The sequence below is a fragment of the Streptomyces sp. NPDC012466 genome (assembly GCF_042955215.1).
Classification (GTDB): Bacteria; Actinomycetota; Actinomycetes; order Streptomycetales; family Streptomycetaceae; genus Streptomyces.
On record NZ_JBIBEQ010000005.1, the window covers coordinates 333,540 to 349,468 of the forward strand.

General features: G+C 72.3%; 18 protein-coding genes and 1 pseudogene. 9 read left to right on the forward strand and 10 right to left on the reverse strand.

The window, feature by feature from the left end; all coding sequences use genetic code 11:
• Positions 1-120 precede the first annotated feature (120 nt).
• A complete protein-coding gene (locus ACFY9E_RS20560; RefSeq protein ID WP_390985863.1) occupies positions 121-612 on the reverse strand; it encodes a flavin reductase in 492 nt (163 codons plus the stop codon).
• An 83-nt stretch (positions 613-695) separates the two neighbouring features.
• On the reverse strand, positions 696-1,109 hold the full coding sequence (locus ACFY9E_RS20565; protein ID WP_390986616.1) for a thioredoxin domain-containing protein: 414 nt from the start codon (positions 1,107-1,109) through the stop codon (positions 696-698).
• Positions 1,110-1,187: 78 nt separating this feature from the next.
• Between ACFY9E_RS20565 and ACFY9E_RS20570 the strand changes: the two genes are divergently transcribed.
• Both ACFY9E_RS20570 and ACFY9E_RS20575 read left to right on the forward strand, forming a co-directional pair.
• Positions 1,188-1,604 carry a DUF4395 family protein gene (locus tag ACFY9E_RS20570; protein WP_390985866.1) on the forward strand — a complete coding sequence of 139 codons (417 nt, stop codon included), beginning with the start codon at positions 1,188-1,190 and terminating at the stop codon, positions 1,602-1,604.
• Between the two features lie 162 nt (positions 1,605-1,766).
• The gene (locus tag ACFY9E_RS20575; RefSeq protein WP_142165451.1) at positions 1,767-2,495 is read left to right on the forward strand and encodes a lysophospholipid acyltransferase family protein; all 729 of its coding nucleotides are present in this window, start codon (positions 1,767-1,769) and stop codon (positions 2,493-2,495) included.
• Positions 2,496-2,513: 18 nt separating this feature from the next.
• Here the strand turns inward: ACFY9E_RS20575 and ACFY9E_RS20580 are convergent, their stop codons facing one another.
• The 5 genes from ACFY9E_RS20580 to ACFY9E_RS20600 form a co-directional block, all read right to left on the reverse strand.
• Positions 2,514-3,215, reverse strand: coding sequence for a phenylalanine--tRNA ligase beta subunit-related protein (locus ACFY9E_RS20580; protein WP_390985869.1), 702 nt, complete (start codon positions 3,213-3,215; stop codon positions 2,514-2,516).
• Between the two features lie 12 nt (positions 3,216-3,227).
• The gene (locus ACFY9E_RS20585; RefSeq protein ID WP_390985872.1) at positions 3,228-3,800 is read right to left on the reverse strand and encodes a transglutaminase domain-containing protein; all 573 of its coding nucleotides are present in this window, start codon (positions 3,798-3,800) and stop codon (positions 3,228-3,230) included.
• A gap of 97 nt (positions 3,801-3,897) precedes the next feature.
• Positions 3,898-4,968 carry a beta-eliminating lyase-related protein gene (locus ACFY9E_RS20590; protein WP_390985875.1) on the reverse strand — a complete coding sequence of 357 codons (1,071 nt, stop codon included), beginning with the start codon at positions 4,966-4,968 and terminating at the stop codon, positions 3,898-3,900.
• Complete coding sequence (locus ACFY9E_RS20595; RefSeq protein WP_390985878.1) at positions 4,965-5,759, reverse strand: SDR family NAD(P)-dependent oxidoreductase; 795 nt, start codon at positions 5,757-5,759, stop codon at positions 4,965-4,967. The genes ACFY9E_RS20590 and ACFY9E_RS20595 overlap by 4 nt, the downstream gene beginning before the upstream one ends.
• Complete coding sequence (locus tag ACFY9E_RS20600) at positions 5,756-7,153, reverse strand: DUF6421 family protein (RefSeq protein WP_390985881.1); 1,398 nt, start codon at positions 7,151-7,153, stop codon at positions 5,756-5,758. Before ACFY9E_RS20600 ends, ACFY9E_RS20595 begins: the two co-directional genes overlap by 4 nt.
• Positions 7,154-7,402: 249 nt before the next feature.
• On the opposite strand from ACFY9E_RS20600, the gene ACFY9E_RS20605 reads away from it, so the two are divergent.
• A complete protein-coding gene (locus ACFY9E_RS20605) occupies positions 7,403-8,086 on the forward strand; it encodes a glycerophosphodiester phosphodiesterase family protein (protein ID WP_390985884.1) in 684 nt (227 codons plus the stop codon).
• 9 nt (positions 8,087-8,095) lie between these two features.
• Here the strand turns inward: ACFY9E_RS20605 and ACFY9E_RS20610 are convergent, their stop codons facing one another.
• On the reverse strand, positions 8,096-8,635 hold the full coding sequence (locus tag ACFY9E_RS20610; RefSeq protein WP_390985887.1) for a GNAT family N-acetyltransferase: 540 nt from the start codon (positions 8,633-8,635) through the stop codon (positions 8,096-8,098).
• A gap of 70 nt (positions 8,636-8,705) precedes the next feature.
• Here ACFY9E_RS20610 and ACFY9E_RS20615 point away from each other — a divergent pair, with 70 nt between their 5' ends.
• From ACFY9E_RS20615 to ACFY9E_RS20625, 3 genes and pseudogenes are all read left to right on the forward strand, one after another.
• Positions 8,706-9,098, forward strand: a complete 393-nt coding sequence (locus ACFY9E_RS20615) for a VOC family protein (RefSeq protein ID WP_390985890.1) — start codon at positions 8,706-8,708, stop codon at positions 9,096-9,098.
• Positions 9,099-9,264: 166 nt separating this feature from the next.
• Positions 9,265-10,026 (forward strand): VOC family protein, encoded by a 762-nt coding sequence (locus ACFY9E_RS20620; RefSeq protein WP_390985893.1) that lies wholly within the window; start codon positions 9,265-9,267, stop codon positions 10,024-10,026.
• A 59-nt stretch (positions 10,027-10,085) separates the two neighbouring features.
• Positions 10,086-10,858 (forward strand): annotated as a pseudogene (locus tag ACFY9E_RS20625) (aldo/keto reductase); the annotation flags it as partial.
• A 16-nt stretch (positions 10,859-10,874) separates the two neighbouring features.
• Here ACFY9E_RS20625 and ACFY9E_RS20630 read toward each other — a convergent pair.
• Positions 10,875-11,336 carry a MarR family transcriptional regulator gene (locus ACFY9E_RS20630; RefSeq protein WP_390986618.1) on the reverse strand — a complete coding sequence of 154 codons (462 nt, stop codon included), beginning with the start codon at positions 11,334-11,336 and terminating at the stop codon, positions 10,875-10,877.
• Between the two features lie 305 nt (positions 11,337-11,641).
• Positions 11,642-13,312, reverse strand: a complete 1,671-nt coding sequence (locus ACFY9E_RS20635; protein ID WP_390985896.1) for an FUSC family protein — start codon at positions 13,310-13,312, stop codon at positions 11,642-11,644.
• A 149-nt stretch (positions 13,313-13,461) separates the two neighbouring features.
• Between ACFY9E_RS20635 and ACFY9E_RS20640 the strand changes: the two genes are divergently transcribed.
• From ACFY9E_RS20640 to ACFY9E_RS20650, 3 genes are all read left to right on the forward strand, one after another.
• On the forward strand, positions 13,462-14,001 hold the full coding sequence (locus ACFY9E_RS20640) for a DUF5134 domain-containing protein (protein WP_390985899.1): 540 nt from the start codon (positions 13,462-13,464) through the stop codon (positions 13,999-14,001).
• Between the two features lie 99 nt (positions 14,002-14,100).
• Positions 14,101-15,036 (forward strand): M48 family metalloprotease, encoded by a 936-nt coding sequence (locus tag ACFY9E_RS20645; RefSeq protein WP_390985902.1) that lies wholly within the window; start codon positions 14,101-14,103, stop codon positions 15,034-15,036.
• Positions 15,037-15,204: 168 nt separating this feature from the next.
• On the forward strand, positions 15,205-15,873 hold the full coding sequence (locus tag ACFY9E_RS20650) for a phosphatase PAP2 family protein (protein ID WP_390985905.1): 669 nt from the start codon (positions 15,205-15,207) through the stop codon (positions 15,871-15,873).
• Positions 15,874-15,929: the final 56 nt, after the last annotated feature.

Genomic DNA, 15,929 nt, shown 5'->3' on the forward strand with positions numbered 1-15,929 from the left:
GCGAAATATTACTCGTCAGTACACCCAGTTCGTTCCCGCTAAGCAAGCGCTTTGAACTGTGACCTTCGCAACGCAGCGTAACCGGAACTCGACGGTCACGCAGCCCGGGGGACCCCGGGCTCAGTCGCGCAGACGCTGGAAACGCCCCTGGTGGTAGAGGAGGGGGCGGCCGGTGCCCGAGGGGTCGCCCTGCACGACCTCGGCGAGCACGATCCGGTGGTCACCGGCGGGCACGCGCGCGACGACGCGGCCCACCAGCCAGGCGAGCACGCCGTCGAGGACGGGGACGCCCTCGGGCCCCTCCCGCCAGACGGTGGGCGGGCCGAAGCGGTCGGCTCCGCTGCGGGCGAAGGTGGCGGCCAGCTCCTGCTGGTGCTCGCCGAGGATGTGGACACCGACGTGGTCCGCCGTCGCGATCGCGGGCCAACTGGAGGCGCCGGTGCCGACACCGAAGGACAGCAGGGGCGGCTCGGCCGAGACGGACGTCAGGGAGGTGGCGGTGAAGCCCACCGGTCCCGCCTCGCCACGGGCGGTGATGACGGCGACTCCCGCCGCGTGCCGGCGGAAGACCGAGCGCAGGAGGTCGGGCGTGGCGAGAAGGTCCGCAGGCATGGGGGCAGGCTGACGATAAATGGCAGGCGCAGTCAAGTTCGTTCCCTGAGGTGGGAGATGACTCACTGGCGGCGTCACACCCGTCACACCGCCTCCCCCAGCGCGGCGATCACATCGGCCTTGCGCGGCTGCCCCGTGGCCCGCCGCACCACGCGCCCGTCGGCGTCGAGGACCAGCACGGTGGGGGTCTTGAGGATGTCCAGCCGCCGCACGAGGTCCAGGTGGGCCTCGGCGTCGATCTCGACGTGGGTCACCCCGGGCACCACTGCGGCGACCTCGCCGAGGACCCGCCGGGTCGCCCGGCAGGGCGCGCAGAACGCGCTGGAGAACTGCACGAGCGTGGCCCGCTCGCCGAGCCGCGCGCCCAGCTCCGCCGCATCGAGCCGCTTGCCCTCGTCCCGCCCTCGCACGCGCACTCTCCCGCTCCGCCGCCGTTGCAGCACTCCGTAGGCGCTCGCCGCCGCGAGCACCACCACGCACACCACCAGTCCGGTCATCACCTGCTGCAAGCGTTCACGAGACCGCAAAGATTCCCGCCCTCACGACGCGGCCGCACTGCGGAATGCTTGCTTCCCATGGACATCGATGCGAGAGGGCCGCGTTTCGGCGCGGCCGTCACGGCCGCCGTCCTGGCGGTCGTACTGGTCACGGGGAGCGTCTGGCTGCTGGCCTGGCAGACGCTCGCCTTCCTGCTGGGCGCGGCGGGCGGAGTGAGCCGCTCCCCCTACGGCCTGCTGTTCCGCGGGGCCGTCCGGCCGCGACTCGGACCGCCGACGGAGTACGAGGCCCCCGAACCGCCGCGATTCGCCCAGGCGGTGGGTCTGCTTTTCGCCGGACTCGGGCTCGTGGGCTACGCCCTGGGACTCGGCTGGCCGGGTGTCGCCGCGACCGGCGCCGCGCTCGCCGCAGCCTTCCTCAATGCGGCGTTCGGGTATTGCCTGGGCTGCGAGTTGTACCTGCTCGTGCGGCGGGTGACGGTCCGCGCCGAGTAATGGGGACGCAAAAGCACGAGGTGGGAACGGCGGGCGACGTGACGAGAATCTCTCCGCCCACGGGCACGAGGACTGGCTACCCGGCCGTTCTTGGGGCACCATCTGCGACAAGCCGTAAACCTACGGCTGCGTAACTTCCAGCAGGAGGGGTCCGGCCCGCCCATGGCAGAGCTCGTCTACCGTCCCGTCGTCGGTTTCGCCCGCACCCTGTTCAAGGTGTGGGACCTCAAGATCGACCTCCAGGGTTCGGAGAACATCCCGCGCTCGGGCGGCGCCGTGCTGGTGAGCAATCACATCAGCTACCTGGACTTCGTCTTCGACGGCCTGGCGGCGCTGCCGCAGAAGCGTCTCGTGCGTTTCATGGCGAAGGAGTCCGTCTTCCGGCACAAGATCTCCGGGCCGCTGATGCGCGGGATGAAGCACATCCCGGTGGACCGCAAGCAGGGCGAGGCGGCCTACGCGCACGCCCTGGACTCGCTGCGGTCGGGCGAGATCATCGGGGTCTTCCCCGAGGCGACCATCTCGCAGTCGTTCACGCTGAAGAGCTTCAAGTCGGGCGCCGCGCGCCTGGCCCAGGAAGCCGGGGTCCCGCTGATCCCGATGGCGGTGTGGGGCACGCAGCGGCTGTGGACGAAGGGCCAGCCGCGCAACTTCAAGCGCAGCCACATCCCCATCACGATCCGGGTGGGCGAGGCGATCGAGGCTTCCCGCGACAAGTACGCGGGCGCCATCACGCGGCAGCTGCGCGAGCGGGTCCAGGAGCTCCTCGAAGCCGCCCAGCGCGCCTATCCCGTCCGCCCGAAGGGCCCGGACGACACCTGGTGGATGCCGGCCCACCTCGGGGGCACGGCCCCCACGCCGGAGCAGGTGCGGGAGGCCGAGGCGCACTGACGCCCGGCCGGCGGCGGCTCAGGCGGAGGGCTCCGGAGCGCGTACGGCGATGTCCGCTCCCGGGCTGGACTTCGCCAGCAGCTCGGCGAGTTCCGCCGCGGCCGCCGCCACCTCGGTCACCGGCATCGGGGCCAGGCTCTCCAGCAGGAAGATGCCCGACGTCGTCTCCTCGGTGAGCCGGGTGCGCGGGCCCTGCCGCCAGTTCCAGCGGCGGCAGGTCACGCCCGCGTCGTCGCGCCACACCACCTCGCCCGCGTCGGGGTGCTCGACGGTCTCCTCACCGCCGGCGACGGTCACGAAGTCCTCCTCCCCCGTGGCACGGATCAGGCGCATGCCGCCCTCGATGCGGTCGGCGTCCTCGCCGCCGACGGGGATGAGGTGGGCCACGGAGACGGCGTTGTAGAGGTCCACGAGCAGGTTGATGCGGGGCAGTCCCGCCTGCGAGAGGGCACGCTTGGCCAGTGCCTCCGCGGAGTTGCGGGTACGGGACGGCTTCGAGCCGAACGCCGTGTAGGTCTGGCGCCATGCGGCCATGTGCGGGTCCTCGTGCGGGGCGCGGCCGTCCAGCCGTGCGGCCAGCCGGCGCGTGGCGTCGTCGAGGAGCGCCGAACCGGCGTCGTTGCTCGGTCCGTTGACGAGGCCGTGCGCCTCGATCGCGATGTGCGTGAAACCGGGCGCGAGAGCGCGTACGTCGTCGGACACGGTCAGCGTGAGCGTCATGGTCGCCTTGCCTCAGAGTGCGGTTGGGAGCGTCTGCCAGAGGTGCGGCCGGTCCCGGGCTGCCGTGAGAACGTCCAGCACGACCGGATGCGGTGCAGCATACAAGACTGGATAGTCCAATTCATTGGACGTTCGGTCGGGCGTGAAGGCGAGACGCTCACCATCGAGGGAGAACTGCGCGTCGACTCCGGGCTTGTTGCCCCGGGGGTCCTGCCGGTGCCACGCGCCGTTGAACCGCACGGCGACCAGCCCGTGCACCTGCTCGAACCTCTGGTAGCACAGCGCGGTGGGGATGTCCTCGGCCCGCAGCAGCGCGGCCAGCGCGTGGGCCTTGGCGTAGCAGATGCCGGTGCGCTGCTCCAGGACGTCGGAGGCGCGCCAGGTGACGCGGAGATCACCGGAGTCCTGCGCGTGCGGAATGGTGTCACGCACGAACTCGAAGGCCGCTCGCGCATACTCATACGAATCGGCCACGCCGTCGGCGAGCTTCGTCGCCGTCTCGCGCACGAGCGGGTGGTGATGGTCGATCGCCTCATCGGCGGCCAGATAGGCCGAGAGGTCAGGAGTTTCCTGGATCAGCTGCATACGGGCAGAGCGTAGAGAGGGACCCGCCCCGGGTCAATCACTTTACGCTCTGCCGCATACCTATGCAGATGCGGGGATGAGTGAGGTGTCCACGGCCCTAGCGGGCCATCTCCTCCTTCAGCGCGGCCAGAAACGCGTCCACGTCCTCCTCGGTCGTGTCGAAGGCGCACATCCAGCGGACGTCGCCCGCGGCCTCGTCCCAGAAGTAGAAGCGGAACCGCTTCTGGAGTCGCTCGCTCACGTCATGGGGCAGGCGGGCGAACACCGCGTTGGCCTGCACCGGGTAGAGGATCTCCACACCGTGCACGGCCCGCACGCCCTCGGCGAGGCGCTGGGCCATCTCGTTGGCGTGGCCGGCGTTGCGCAGCCACAGGTCCCGGGCGAGCAGGGCCTCGAACTGCACCGACACGAAGCGCATCTTGGAAGCGAGCTGCATGGACAGCTTGCGCAGGTGCTTCATGTGGCTGACGGCGTCCTGGTTGAGGACCACCACGGCCTCGCCGAACAGGGCGCCGTTCTTCGTACCGCCCAGGGAGAGGATGTCGACGCCGGCGGCGTTGGTGAGCGTCCGCATCGGGACGTTCAGGGTGGCGGCGGCGTTGGCCAGCCGCGAGCCGTCCAGGTGCACCTTCATGCCGTGCGCGTGGGCGTGCTCGCAGAGGGCGCGTATCTCCTCCGGCGTGTAGACGGTGCCCAGCTCGGTGGCCTGGGCGATGGAGACCACCTGCGGCATGGCGCGGTGCTCGTCGTCCCAGCCGTACGCCTCCCGGTCGATCAGCTCGGGCGTGAGCTTGCCGTCGGGCGCCGGAACGGTCAGCAGCTTCAGACCGCCGACCCGCTCCGGGGCCCCGCACTCGTCGACATTGATGTGCGCGCTCTCGGCGCAGATCACCGCGCCCCAGCGGTCGGTGACCGCCTGGAGCGCGACGACGTTCGCACCGGTGCCGTTGAAGACCGGGAACGCCTCGGCCGTGGGCCCGAAGTGGCTGCGGACCACCTGCTGGAGGTTGTCGGTGTACACGTCCTCGCCGTACGCGACCTGGTGCCCGCCGTTGGCCAGGGCCAGGGCGGCGAGCACCTCCGGGTGGGCCCCGGCGTAGTTGTCGCTGGCGAAACCGCGGACCTCGGGGTCGTGACGGCGACGGGCGTCGGTCTTCGGCGGGTTCACGGCTTCTCGGTGAGCCACAGACGGTTTCCGTTCACTTCTGCGGCGGGCTTCTCCCAGACCTCGGTGATGGCCTCGGCCAGATCCTTGACGTCGGTGAAGCCCGCGAACTTCGCGTTGGGTCGATCGGCGCGCATCGCGTCGTGGACCAGTGCCTTCACCACCAGGATCGCAGCAGCCGACGTCGGGCCCTCAGGGCCTCCGGCCTTGCGGAAGTAGTCCGCCATGGCCAGCGTCCACGCCTCGGCCGCCGCCTTGCCGGCCGCGTACGCGGCGTTGCCCGCGGTGGGCTTGGTGGCGCCCGCGGCACTGATCAGCACGTACCGGCCGCGGTCGCTGCGCTGCAGCGCCTCGTGGAAGGCGAGGGAGGTGTGCTGCACGGTGCGCACGAGCAGCATCTCCAGGAAGTCCCAGTCGTCGAGGCTGGTCCGGGTGAAGGTCTCACTGCCGCGCCAGCCGCCGACGAGGTGGACCAGGCCGTCGACGCGGCCGAAGTCCTTCTCGATGCGGGTGGCCCAGTCGCGGGTGGCCCCCAGGTCCAGCAGATCGACCGTGTCACCGGTGACGGTGGCGCCGCCGGTGGCGTAGCTCGCCGCGTCCACCGCCTCCGCCAGCCGCTCCGGATCGTTGTCCGAGCCGATGACGGTCGCACCCGCCTCGGCCAGCCTGAGCAGCGCGGCCCGGCCGGCGGGTCCGCCCGCTCCGGCCACCGCGATCACCGCACCGCTGAGCGCCCCGTTCCCCGCCATGGTCCTCGCCTCCTGAGCAGTGTCCTCGGTACGCCGATCGCTCATGCGGCGATCCGCTCGGCGCTGTCCGCCGTGATGCCCTTGGTGGAGGCGATCACGTTCTTCAGCTTCTTGGACAGTGCCTCATAGAACATGCTCAGCGGAAACTCGTCCGGAAGCACGTCATCGACGAGTTTGCGCGGCGGCTGCGTCGTGTCCAGCGCGTCGGGACCCTTGGCCCACTTCGAGCCCGGGTGCGGGGCGAGGTAGGTGGAGACCAGCTCGTACCCGGCGAACCAGTGGACGAGCTTGGGGCGGTCGATGCCGTCGCGGTACAGGTCCTCGATCTCGCCGCACAGCTGGTTGGTGACCTGCGGGGCGCGCTCCCAGTCGATGGTCAGCCTGTTGTCGGTCCAGCGGACCACGTCGTGCTTGTGCAGGTAGGCGAAGAGGAGCTGCCCGCCAAGGCCGTCGTAGTTGCGGACGCGCTCACCGGTGACCGGGAAGCGGAACATGCGGTCGAAGAGGACCGCGACCTGCACGTCACGCGCCTGCGGGACGCCGTCCGCCTCCAGCTTCACGGCCTCCTTGAAGGCGGTGAGGTCACAGCGCAGCTCCTCCAGGCCGTACATCCAGAACGGCTGGCGCTGCTTGATCATGAACGGGTCGAAGGGCAGGTCGCCATGGCTGTGGGTGCGGTCGTGGACCATGTCCCACAGGACGAAGGCCTCCTCGCAGCGCTTCTGGTCGTGGACCATCGCGGCGACGTCCTCGGGCAGTTCCAGGCCCAGGATGTCGACGGCGGCGTCGGTCACGCGGCGGAAGCGGGCGGCCTCGCGGTCGCAGAAGATGCCGCCCCAGGTGAACCGCTCCGGGGCCTCACGCACGGCGATGGTCTCGGGGAAGAGGACGGCCGAGTTGGTGTCGTAGCCGGCCGTGAAGTCCTCGAACTTGATGCCGCAGAAGAGCGGGTTGTCGTAGCGGGTGCGCTCCAGCTCGGCCAGCCAGTCCGGCCAGACCATGCGCAGCACGACCGCCTCGAGGTTGCGGTCCGGGTTGCCGTTCTGCGTGTACATGGGGAAGACGACGAGGTGCTGGAGGCCGTCCACGCGGTTCGCGGCCGGCTGGAAGGCCAGCAGCGAGTCGAGGAAGTCGGGCACCTGGAAGCCGCTGTCGGCCCACCGGGTCAGGTCCTTGACCAGGGCCTCGTGATACGCCCCGTCGTGCGGGAGCAGCGGGGAGAGCTCCAGTACGGCGTCGGCGACCTGGCGGACGGCGAGCTCGGCGTCGGCCGGGTCGGGTGCGCCCTCGGCGTCGAAGTCGATCGACCCGTCCTTGGACTGCCATGGACGGATCCGCTCCACGGCATCCTTGAGCACGGGCCATGCCGGGTGCTCCACCACCCTGGCCACGGGAGGAAGACCTTCCTCCGAACCCACCTGCACAAGAATTTCCGTCATGTCCCACCTTCCACGGGAGAATCTCACGTATGCAGACCGTATACACACGAGGTTCCTCCCAGCAAGGGTGAGCCCGGGAAATTATCCTGCCCGACCCTGCCCTTCACCGCACTTTTTCCTGTCCGCCACGCTTCTGCCCGTATGTGCGGCAACCACGCCCTCACTCTCTGCACAGGGCGGGTCCAGGCGATACGGTCAGGGGGGCCGTCAGGCCTCCAGTGCCGCCTGTCGACGGAAGAGAGTCGCGTCTTGAACTTCCTCACCATCGGTCACCGCGGAGTCATGGGTGTGGAGCCAGAGAACACCCTCCGGTCCTTCGTCGCCGCCCAGGAGGCGGGCCTCGACGCCATCGAACTCGATCTGCATCTGAGCAAGGACGGCGCGCTCGTCGTCATGCACGACACCGATGTAGACCGCACGACCGACGGCACGGGGCCGATCGCCGAGAAGACCCTCGCCGAGCTGCGGGCCCTGGACGCGGGCCGGGGCGAGCGGGTCCCCGTCTTCGAGGAGGTCCTGGACGCCGTCCACACGCCGCTCCAGGCCGAGATCAAGGACGCGCAGGCGGCCCGGGCCCTGGCCGAGGTGATGAACCGGCGCGATCTGGCCGGCCGGGTGGAGGTGTCCTCGTTCCACGACGAGGCGATCGCCGAGATCAAGCCCCTGGTGCCGGGCGTGCGCACGGCGCTGATCGCCAGCCGCTACGGCACGGACATCGTCGACCGCGCCGTGCAGGCCGGCGCCGAGACCGTCTGCCTGAACATCCGCCGGCTCACGCTGGAGATCGTGGAGCGGGCCCGCAAGGCCGATCTGAAGATCATCGGCTGGGTCGTGAACACGCAGGACCAGCTGCGTCTGGTCCGGGCGTTCGGCCTGGACGGCGCGACCACCGACCACCCGGACATCAAGCGCACCGGCCGCTTCACGGCCTAGGGACACCCCCTAGGAGAGCTCCTTGACCAGCAGCTCGAACTCCAGGTCGTCGCGCTGCGGAACGCCGAAGCGCTCGTCGCCGTACGGGAACGGGGTCATCCGTCCCGTACGGCGGTAGCCGCGCCGCTCGTACCAGGCGATGAGGTCCTCGCGCACGGAGATCACGGTCATCTGCATCTCCTTGACGCCCCACGTCTCGCGGGCCTGCCGCTCCGCCTCCGCGATGATCACCTTGCCGAGTCCCGCGCCCTGGAGCCCTGGGCTGACGGCGAACATCCCGAAGTAGGCGTGGTCGCCCTGGTGCTCCAGCTGGCAGCAGGCGACGATCCTGCCGTCCCGCTCCACGGCCATGAGCCGGCTGTCGGGCGACTTGACGACCTCCAGCACACCCTCCGGGTCGGTCCGCTGCCCCTCGAGGATGTCCGCCTCGGTGGTCCACCCGGCCCGGCTGTCGTCGCCCCGGTACGCCGACTCGATCAACGCGACCAGCTCGTCCACGTCGGCGTCGGTGGCATCACGGAAGGTCAGTGGGGTGGCGGCGGTCTCCATCGGTGCGGGTCTCCGTTTTCCTCGCGGCTCGGGCAGGGACGAGCGTAACGCCGCCATTAAGCTCCGCCGCATGGTGCATGTACTCAGCAGCAGGATCCTGCTCCGCCCGACCGACCCCGAGCGGTCCCGGGCTTTCTACGGTGAGCAGCTGGGACTCGCCGTGTACCGCGAGTTCGGCACGGGGCCGGAGCGCGGCACGGTCTTCTTCATGGGCGGCGGCTTCCTGGAGGTCTCGGGCCGGTCCGAGACGCCCCCGGCACCCGCCGTACGCCTGTGGATGCAGGTCGACGACGTGACGGCGGCGCAGGAGGAGCTGCGGGCGAAGGGCGTGGAGATCGTCCGGCCGCCGGTGCGGGAACCCTGGGGGCTGGTCGAGATGTGGATCGCGGACCCGGACGGGACGCCGATCGTGCTGGTGGAGGTGCCCGCCGACCATCCGATGCGCTACCGGCCCGGCATCTGAGACCGCCGGCGCGGTGCTCCCCCGGTGCGATGCGAGGGGAGGGGTGCGCCGGGCGGCGGCGGCACACCGGTGGGTTTTCCCGGATGGCAGGGAGGCCGGGGGGCGGCTTAGCGTGCTGGAGGGGGACCCCGGGGGGCCTGTCCCCGCCGCTCGTGGAAGGAACGCCATGAAGCTCGACGCACCGGTGACCGGCGGGCCCTGCTGGGCCGAGCTGGGGACCAGCGACCTGGAAGCGGCCCGGCGGTTCTACACCCGGCTGTTCGGCTGGCGGCCCGAGACGGACGCGCGTCAGGACGCCGGCGGCTACACCGTCGCGCACCTCGGGGACGCGGCCGTGGCCGCGCTCGCGCCGCTGTACCAGCCGTCGCAGCCGGTCGCGTGGAACGTGTCGTTCGCGGTGACCGACGCGGACGCCACCGCACGGGCGGTGGCCCAGGCCGGCGGGACGATGCTGTTCGGCCCGGTGGACGTGTCCGAGGTGGGCCGTTTCGCGGTGGCCGCCGATCCGGGCGGTGCCGTGTTCCAGCTGTGGCAGGCGGGCACCTTCCCGGGCGCCGGGCTCTTCAACGCGCCCGGTTCGCTGGGCTGGGTGGAGCTGATGACACGGGATCCGGAGGGCGCCGTCTCCTTCTACACGCGGGTGTTCGACTGGACGGTCGCCCCGTCGGACCGCTACACCCAGTGGGGCGTCGGCGGCGCCGACTTCGGCGGCATGGTGATGATGGACGACAAGTTCCCGCCCGAGGTGCCGGCGCACTGGCTGCCGTACTTCGCCGTGGCGGACGTGGACGCCACGACGGCCGTCGTGCAGCGGCACGGCACGGTCCTGATGGTGCCCACCTCCGTGCCGGACGGTCCGCGCATCGCGGTGCTGCGGGACCCGCAGGGTGCGATGTTCGGCGTGTACCGGGCGGCCGACGAGACCTGAGACGGCGGGGTGGGTCGCGGGCTTGCGTCGAAGTGCGCTCCAGCTCCTGGCGTCCCGGGGGCGACGTCAACGCCGCGGGCAACCACCGCAAGAACCTGGTCCAGTCGGTGGAGGCGAGCCTTCGGCGGCTGCGCACCGACCGGCTGGACGTGCTGTGGGGCACGCCCGGGACAACCTCACCCCGATCGAGGAGGTCATGCGGGCCCTGCACGACCTCGTCCGCACGGGCAAGGCGCTGTACGTCGGTGTCTCGGACTGGCCCGCCTGGGAGATCGCCCAGGCCAACGCGCTGGCGGAGCTGCGGGGCTGGACCGCGTTCGCCGGTTCGCAGCTGCGCTACAACCTGCTGGACCGGACCCCGGAGCGCGACTGCTGCCGCAGGCCCGGGGCGTTCGACCTGGCCGTGCCGGCATGGGCACCGCCGGCGGCCGGGAAGCTCACGGGCAGGTACCGCAGGGGTGAGACGGGGTGGCCGGACACCGCGGGCGGGGACGCCGGCCCGCGTGAGGAGGCGGTGATCAGCGCGGTGCTGGAGGTCGCCGAGCAAGGCGGCTGGAGCCCGGCCCAGGTCGCGCCGGCCCGGCCGGGCAACGTGGTGCCGATCGTCGCGGCGACCAAGGAGAGCCAGCCCGCCGACAACCTGGCGAGCGTCGACGTCCGCCTCGACGCGGACGCCCTCGCCCGGCTGGACGAGGTGAGCGCGGTACCGCTCGGCTTCCCCCACGACTTCGTCCGCGAGCCGGCCGTCACCCGGAACATCTACGGCGACCGCTGGACGGCCGTCGACGACCGTCGCTCCACGCACCGCCGCACGGCGCACGAGGTGCTCTGAGCCGTGACCGTGCCGGTCAGGCCCGCAGCACGCCGAGCCGCCCCTCCAGCTGGCTGAGCAACTCCCCGAGCAGAGCGGCGAGTTCACCCTGCTCGGGGCCGTCGAGGCCGGACAGCACGGCGGTCTCGTAGGCGAGCTGGACGGGCAGGATGCCATCGACCAGGTCGCGTCCGGCGTCGGTGAGGCGGAGGTGGACGACCCGGCGGTCACGGGCATCGCCGCGCCGTTCGACGAGACCGCGCTCGGTCAGCTGCTTGAGGCGTTTGGTGACGGCGGCCCCCGAGGAGAAGGTCTCCCGGGCGAGCTCTCCGGGCGTCAGCTCGTGCCCGGTACGGCGCAGCGCGCCCAGCAGATCGAACTCGGGCCTGCTGAGCCCCGCCCGGCGCAACGGGGCGTCCTCGGCCTGCTGCAACAGGGCGGCACAGCGGTTGATCCGGCCGATGACCTCCATCGGGCCGGTGTCGAGGCCGGGATGCACGGCCCGCCACTGCCGAACGACAGCGGCGACGGTGTCACCCCGGCGCCCACCGGCCGAATCGGTTCCGCCGGGGGGATCACCACCCGGATCGGCTCCGGCCGCCGGGTCGCGAGCCGGATACCCCCCGGCCGCCGGCTCTTCCTCGGCGGCGTGCGTCCCCTCCACCGGATCGCCACCGGCCGTCTGGGCACCGCCGGTGAGGTCTCCTCCAGCCGCTGCCCCCTCGTCGGCCACCCGCTCCTCCGCCACCGGCTGCGGGTTCCGTCCCGTGTCGGGTCCCGTGGGCGATGGTCCTTCGGTCGGCGTCATGGCCGTGCGTCCTCCGTTTCGGTGGCCGGGTCCCGGTCCGGGAGCAGGCCCTGGCGTCGGGCCGTAGCGGCGAGCGTACGGTGCCCGGACTGCTCGGCGAGCACGACCCGCTCCTGGGGCAGGGCCCGCTGCCACCATTCACCGGCGGCGGCGTCGGCGGTGGCCCGCAGGTCGGCCAGGGCGACGGCGAGGCCGCGACGGGCGGATTCCAGCGCCGCGGGGTCGGGGTGCGGCTCGGCCAGGAGGCGGGCGGCGTGCTCGCGGGCCCGGTCGGCGGCGGCGAGCGCCCGTTCGACGCGGTCGCCCGCGCGACGGTTGGTGACGGCCACGGCGGCAACGAACCCCACCAGTGCGCCGACGGCGGTGTCCACGACCCGCTCCGTCACCAGCGTGCCGGGCTCCTGGTATCCCGCGAACTCCGTGATGAGCAGGGCCATGGGCGTCACGCAGACACTGCCGAGCCAGTAGTTCCGGCTGATCAGCACCTCCGCGCCGAAGCTGAACGCCAGGCAGCACAGCACGAGCGCCAACGGCCCCAGGTGGGCCAGGGGCGCGACCGCCAGGAAGACGAGCACCCCGACGACGTTGCCCACGACACGCTGGACGGCCCGGCTCCAGGTCAGGGAGATGTTCGCCTGGTAGAGCGAGGCGGCGGTGACCAGCGCCCAGTAGGGACGGCCGATCCCGAGGGCGAGGGAGGCGTAGCCGGCGAGCGCGCAGCCGACCGCGGTACGCACCGCGAGCGGCGTCAGCGGGCCCAGCCGCGCCCGGAGGGGCCGGGCCGCGTCCACACCGAGCAGTTCGTCGGCGGCCGCGTCGGGCAGGCCGGTCTCCGGGACGGGCGCCGTGCCGCGCAGCGCGCCCGCCCACCCGCGCAGTCGGTCCGCGTCCGCCTCCGTCGGCGCCGCGAGGGCGACCTCGGCACGGACGACGAGCCGTTCCAGGGCCCGCCGGGTCCGGGAAGGGGCGCTGGTGGACAGCAGTGACTGCCAGGCGGCCTGCACGGCGGCGTAACCCCCGGCGCGGGCGCGTGCGTGCCCGTCCCCCGCGCCGCCGGTGTCGGCGTACGCGGCGGCGGCCTTGAGGGCGGCGGCTGTGGCGCGGCGCTCCGGTCCGTGCGGCCGGACGAGCGCGGGCGCCATGCAGACCAGCCAGGCCCAGGCACCCGTCGCGGCGGCCAGGGCCAGATGGCCGGGCACCTGGGCGAGGGTCTGGGGCGCGAACAGGGAGGCGGAGCTGACGAAGGTGAGGACGACGTTGCCCGGCGGGCCGACCCGGGTGGCATCGCACAGCACCTTCTGTGCGGCGGCCAGCAGGGCGCCCACGGTGACCAGGACGGCGGCACGGTGGGTGAGCGAGGCCGCGACCAGGGCCACGGCGAGTCCGCCGAGCATCCCCAGCACCACCCCCACCAGGACCCGGGCCCGGGCGGCGTAGGGCCGGTTGTGGGCGTACAGCGCGCACAGGGCCCCGGCCATCGCGTACATCACGAGGTCGAGCAGGCCGAGGGCGAGCAGGGTCAGGGCGGGCGGAGCGATCGCCGCGACGACGCTCAGGGCGGGCTTGAACCAGATCTCCGAGGGCCTGCCGAGGCGCAGCACCCCCGCCAGCGGCAGACGCCGTGCGGGTGGGGAAGCGGGGACGGGGGTGGGGGGTGCACTGCTCATGACCGCAAGATTAACAGGTGTTTTACCTGTGAAATATTGTTCCTCACCTGGTGTGCTCCGCCCAATGCTCCCCGTGTACATCCTTGCGCTCGCGTGCGCGCCGCATGGCCCGGGCATCGAATGACCGACCGTCGAACGGGGAGGTGCGCGTGCACGGACCGGCTTCGTCCGGCTGGCTGCTGGTGGCGCTCTGCGCGGTGACCGGCGCCTACTGCCTGGCGCGGATGCGCAGCGGCGCCGAGGAGCAGCGCAGCGCAGCGGGCGGTGAGGCGCTGATGGGTTTCGGGATGGCCGCGATGGCCGTGCCGACGACGGTGTTCACTCCGCCCTCGTGGACCTGGCCCGTCTACGCGGTGGTGTTCGGTGCTGCGGGCGTGCACGCGCTGTGGGCGGCGCGGGCGGGCGCGCACCACCTCCACCACCTGGTGGGGGCCGCGGCGATGGTCTACATGTCCGTGGTCATGGCCGGCTCCCCCGGACACGGGCACGGTCAGGGGGTCCCGCTCCTGACCGGGGCACTGCTGCTCTACTTCGCCGGGTACGTGCTGCTGACCGGCGTCCGCCTGGTGCCGGTCGCCGCCATGGCCGGGGGCGGCGGTCCCGCCGGGTGGGGCGACCGGCCGGAACTGGCGCGGGCCTGCCGGCTGTCGATGGGCATCGCGATGGTCGCGATGCTGCTGACGCTGTGAAGGGGACCGGCCCCGGCGCCCGCAGCGAATCCGTTGCCTGCGTCACTTTGACGCCACAAGCCGTACCCCTGAGCGGGGCCGCGCTCATAGGCTGCCCTCATGATGCTCACCGCCGTGCTGCTGCTGCTCGGCGCCCTGACCGCCGTCGTCGCCCCGCGGCTGCTCGCCCGGGCGGACTGGCCGGACCGCGAGCCGGTGGTGGCGCTGTGGATGTGGCAGTGCGTGGTGGCGGCCGTCCTCGTGTGCTGCGTGCTGTCGATGACGCTCAGCGCGGCCGCGGCCTGGCACGTGGTCGGCGGGCACCTCTTCGCGACGGCCCCCCGCGCGGTCGTCGAGGCCTATGCCCTCGGTACGGCGGGCCCCTGGGCGGCGACCCTCGCGGTCGCGCTGGCCGGCGGCGGCCTGTGGAGCGCGGCGATGCTGGCCCACGAGATCGGCCGGGCCCGTGCCCGGCGCCGCCGACGGCGTGCCGATCTGCTGGTCCGGGCTCCGCTGATGCCGGGCGAGGTGGCCGTCTCGGGCCGGCTCGTCGTCCTGGAGAGCGAGCGGCCGGACGCCTGGTGGCAGCCCGGCACTCCCCCGCAACTGGTCGTCACCACCGCCGCGTTGCGCCGGTTGAAGGGCAGGCAACTGGACGCCGTGCTCGCCCATGAGCAGGGCCATGCCCGGGCGCGGCACGACTGGTTGCTGAACTGCTCCTCGGCCCTGGCCGGCGGCTTTCCGCAGGTTCCGGTGTTCGCCGCGTTCCGCGACGAGATGCACCGCCTGGTGGAACTCGCCGCCGACGACACGGCATCGCGCCGCTTCGGCCGTCTGACCACGGCCCTGGCTCTGGTCGAACTGAACGAGCACCGCGGTGTGTTCGGCCCCTGCCCGACACCGCAGGCCCATGTCCCGGCCCGGGTGCACCGGTTGCTCACTCCCCCGGACCGGCTGACCGCGGCCCGGCGCCTGCGGCTGACGGCGGCGGCCGCGCTGGTGCCCGTGGTGCCGGTCCTGGTGGCGTTCGTCCCCGGGCTGCGGGCGCTGGGATAGCCGGAGGGGCGGCAGGGGCCGCCGGGTTTCCCGCCGCCCCGGGCGTCGGGCACGGCCTTCGCCCGGGTCGGTTCCGGCGGTTGTCACCTGGCCGAAGCGCGTGCTCCCGGGGGCCGCGGATCGTCGTCGTACTGGATCCGGACCCCCCGGTTCGGCGAGGATCGCATCATGCACACCCCCACCCTCGACTCGCCGCCCCGTCCGGAGAACCGCAGCGCCGCCCGTTTCGCCGGCGTCCTGGCCATGTGCTCGGCGCTGCTGCTGATCCTCGTCGCGGCCAGATGGAGCCCGTTGATCAGCGCGGACGGGGACATCGCCGACGCCGCCCACCGCTGGGCGGTGGACGAACCGGTTCTCACCCAGGCGTGCCGCATCCTCACCGACTGGGTGTGGGACCCGTGGACAATGCGTCTGCTGTGCGCGGCCGTCGTCGTGTGGCTGGTGGTGCGGCTGTCGGCGCGCTGGACGGCGGTGTGGCTGGCCCTGGCCGTCGCGCTGGGCACGCTGGTGCAGCAGGGCATCAAGGCCGCGGTGGACCGACCGCGCCCGGTCTGGCCCGACCCCGTCGACTCGGCCCACTACTCGGCGTTCCCGTCGGGTCATGCCATGACCGCCACCGTGGTGTGCGGCCTGCTGCTGTGGCTCCTGCACCGGCACGGCGTCGGCCGGGCCGTGTGGCGTTCGGCCCTGGCCGTGGCCGTCGTCTCCGTGGCCGGGGTCGGGCTGACCCGGATCTGGCTCGGCGTCCACTGGCCGTCGGACGTGCTGGGCGGCTGGCTGCTGGGCACGACGGTGGTGGCCCTGGCGGTGTGGGCGCACCGGCGCTGGCAGCCCTGAAGCCGGAGCAAGTCGGGGCCGCCCCACCGGTCTTCGCACGCGGCCCGGCGGGGCCT

Coding starts and splice junctions, on each gene's coding strand:
- ACFY9E_RS20615 (WP_390985890.1), top strand. CDS start 8,706: ATGGTGCATGTACTCAGCAGCAGGATCCTGCTCCGCCCGACCGACCCC.
- ACFY9E_RS20610 (WP_390985887.1), bottom strand. CDS start 8,635: ATGGAGACCGCCGCCACCCCACTGACCTTCCGTGATGCCACCGACGCC.
- ACFY9E_RS20585 (WP_390985872.1), bottom strand. CDS start 3,800: ATGCAGCTGATCCAGGAAACTCCTGACCTCTCGGCCTATCTGGCCGCC.
- ACFY9E_RS20595 (WP_390985878.1), bottom strand. CDS start 5,759: ATGAGCGATCGGCGTACCGAGGACACTGCTCAGGAGGCGAGGACCATG.
- ACFY9E_RS20570 (WP_390985866.1), top strand. CDS start 1,188: ATGGACATCGATGCGAGAGGGCCGCGTTTCGGCGCGGCCGTCACGGCC.
- ACFY9E_RS20575 (WP_142165451.1), top strand. CDS start 1,767: ATGGCAGAGCTCGTCTACCGTCCCGTCGTCGGTTTCGCCCGCACCCTG.
- ACFY9E_RS20645 (WP_390985902.1), top strand. CDS start 14,101: ATGATGCTCACCGCCGTGCTGCTGCTGCTCGGCGCCCTGACCGCCGTC.
- ACFY9E_RS20620 (WP_390985893.1), top strand. CDS start 9,265: ATGAAGCTCGACGCACCGGTGACCGGCGGGCCCTGCTGGGCCGAGCTG.
- ACFY9E_RS20600 (WP_390985881.1), bottom strand. CDS start 7,153: ATGACGGAAATTCTTGTGCAGGTGGGTTCGGAGGAAGGTCTTCCTCCC.
- ACFY9E_RS20560 (WP_390985863.1), bottom strand. CDS start 612: ATGCCTGCGGACCTTCTCGCCACGCCCGACCTCCTGCGCTCGGTCTTC.
- ACFY9E_RS20565 (WP_390986616.1), bottom strand. CDS start 1,109: ATGACCGGACTGGTGGTGTGCGTGGTGGTGCTCGCGGCGGCGAGCGCC.
- ACFY9E_RS20635 (WP_390985896.1), bottom strand. CDS start 13,312: ATGAGCAGTGCACCCCCCACCCCCGTCCCCGCTTCCCCACCCGCACGG.
- ACFY9E_RS20650 (WP_390985905.1), top strand. CDS start 15,205: ATGCACACCCCCACCCTCGACTCGCCGCCCCGTCCGGAGAACCGCAGC.
- ACFY9E_RS20580 (WP_390985869.1), bottom strand. CDS start 3,215: ATGACGCTCACGCTGACCGTGTCCGACGACGTACGCGCTCTCGCGCCC.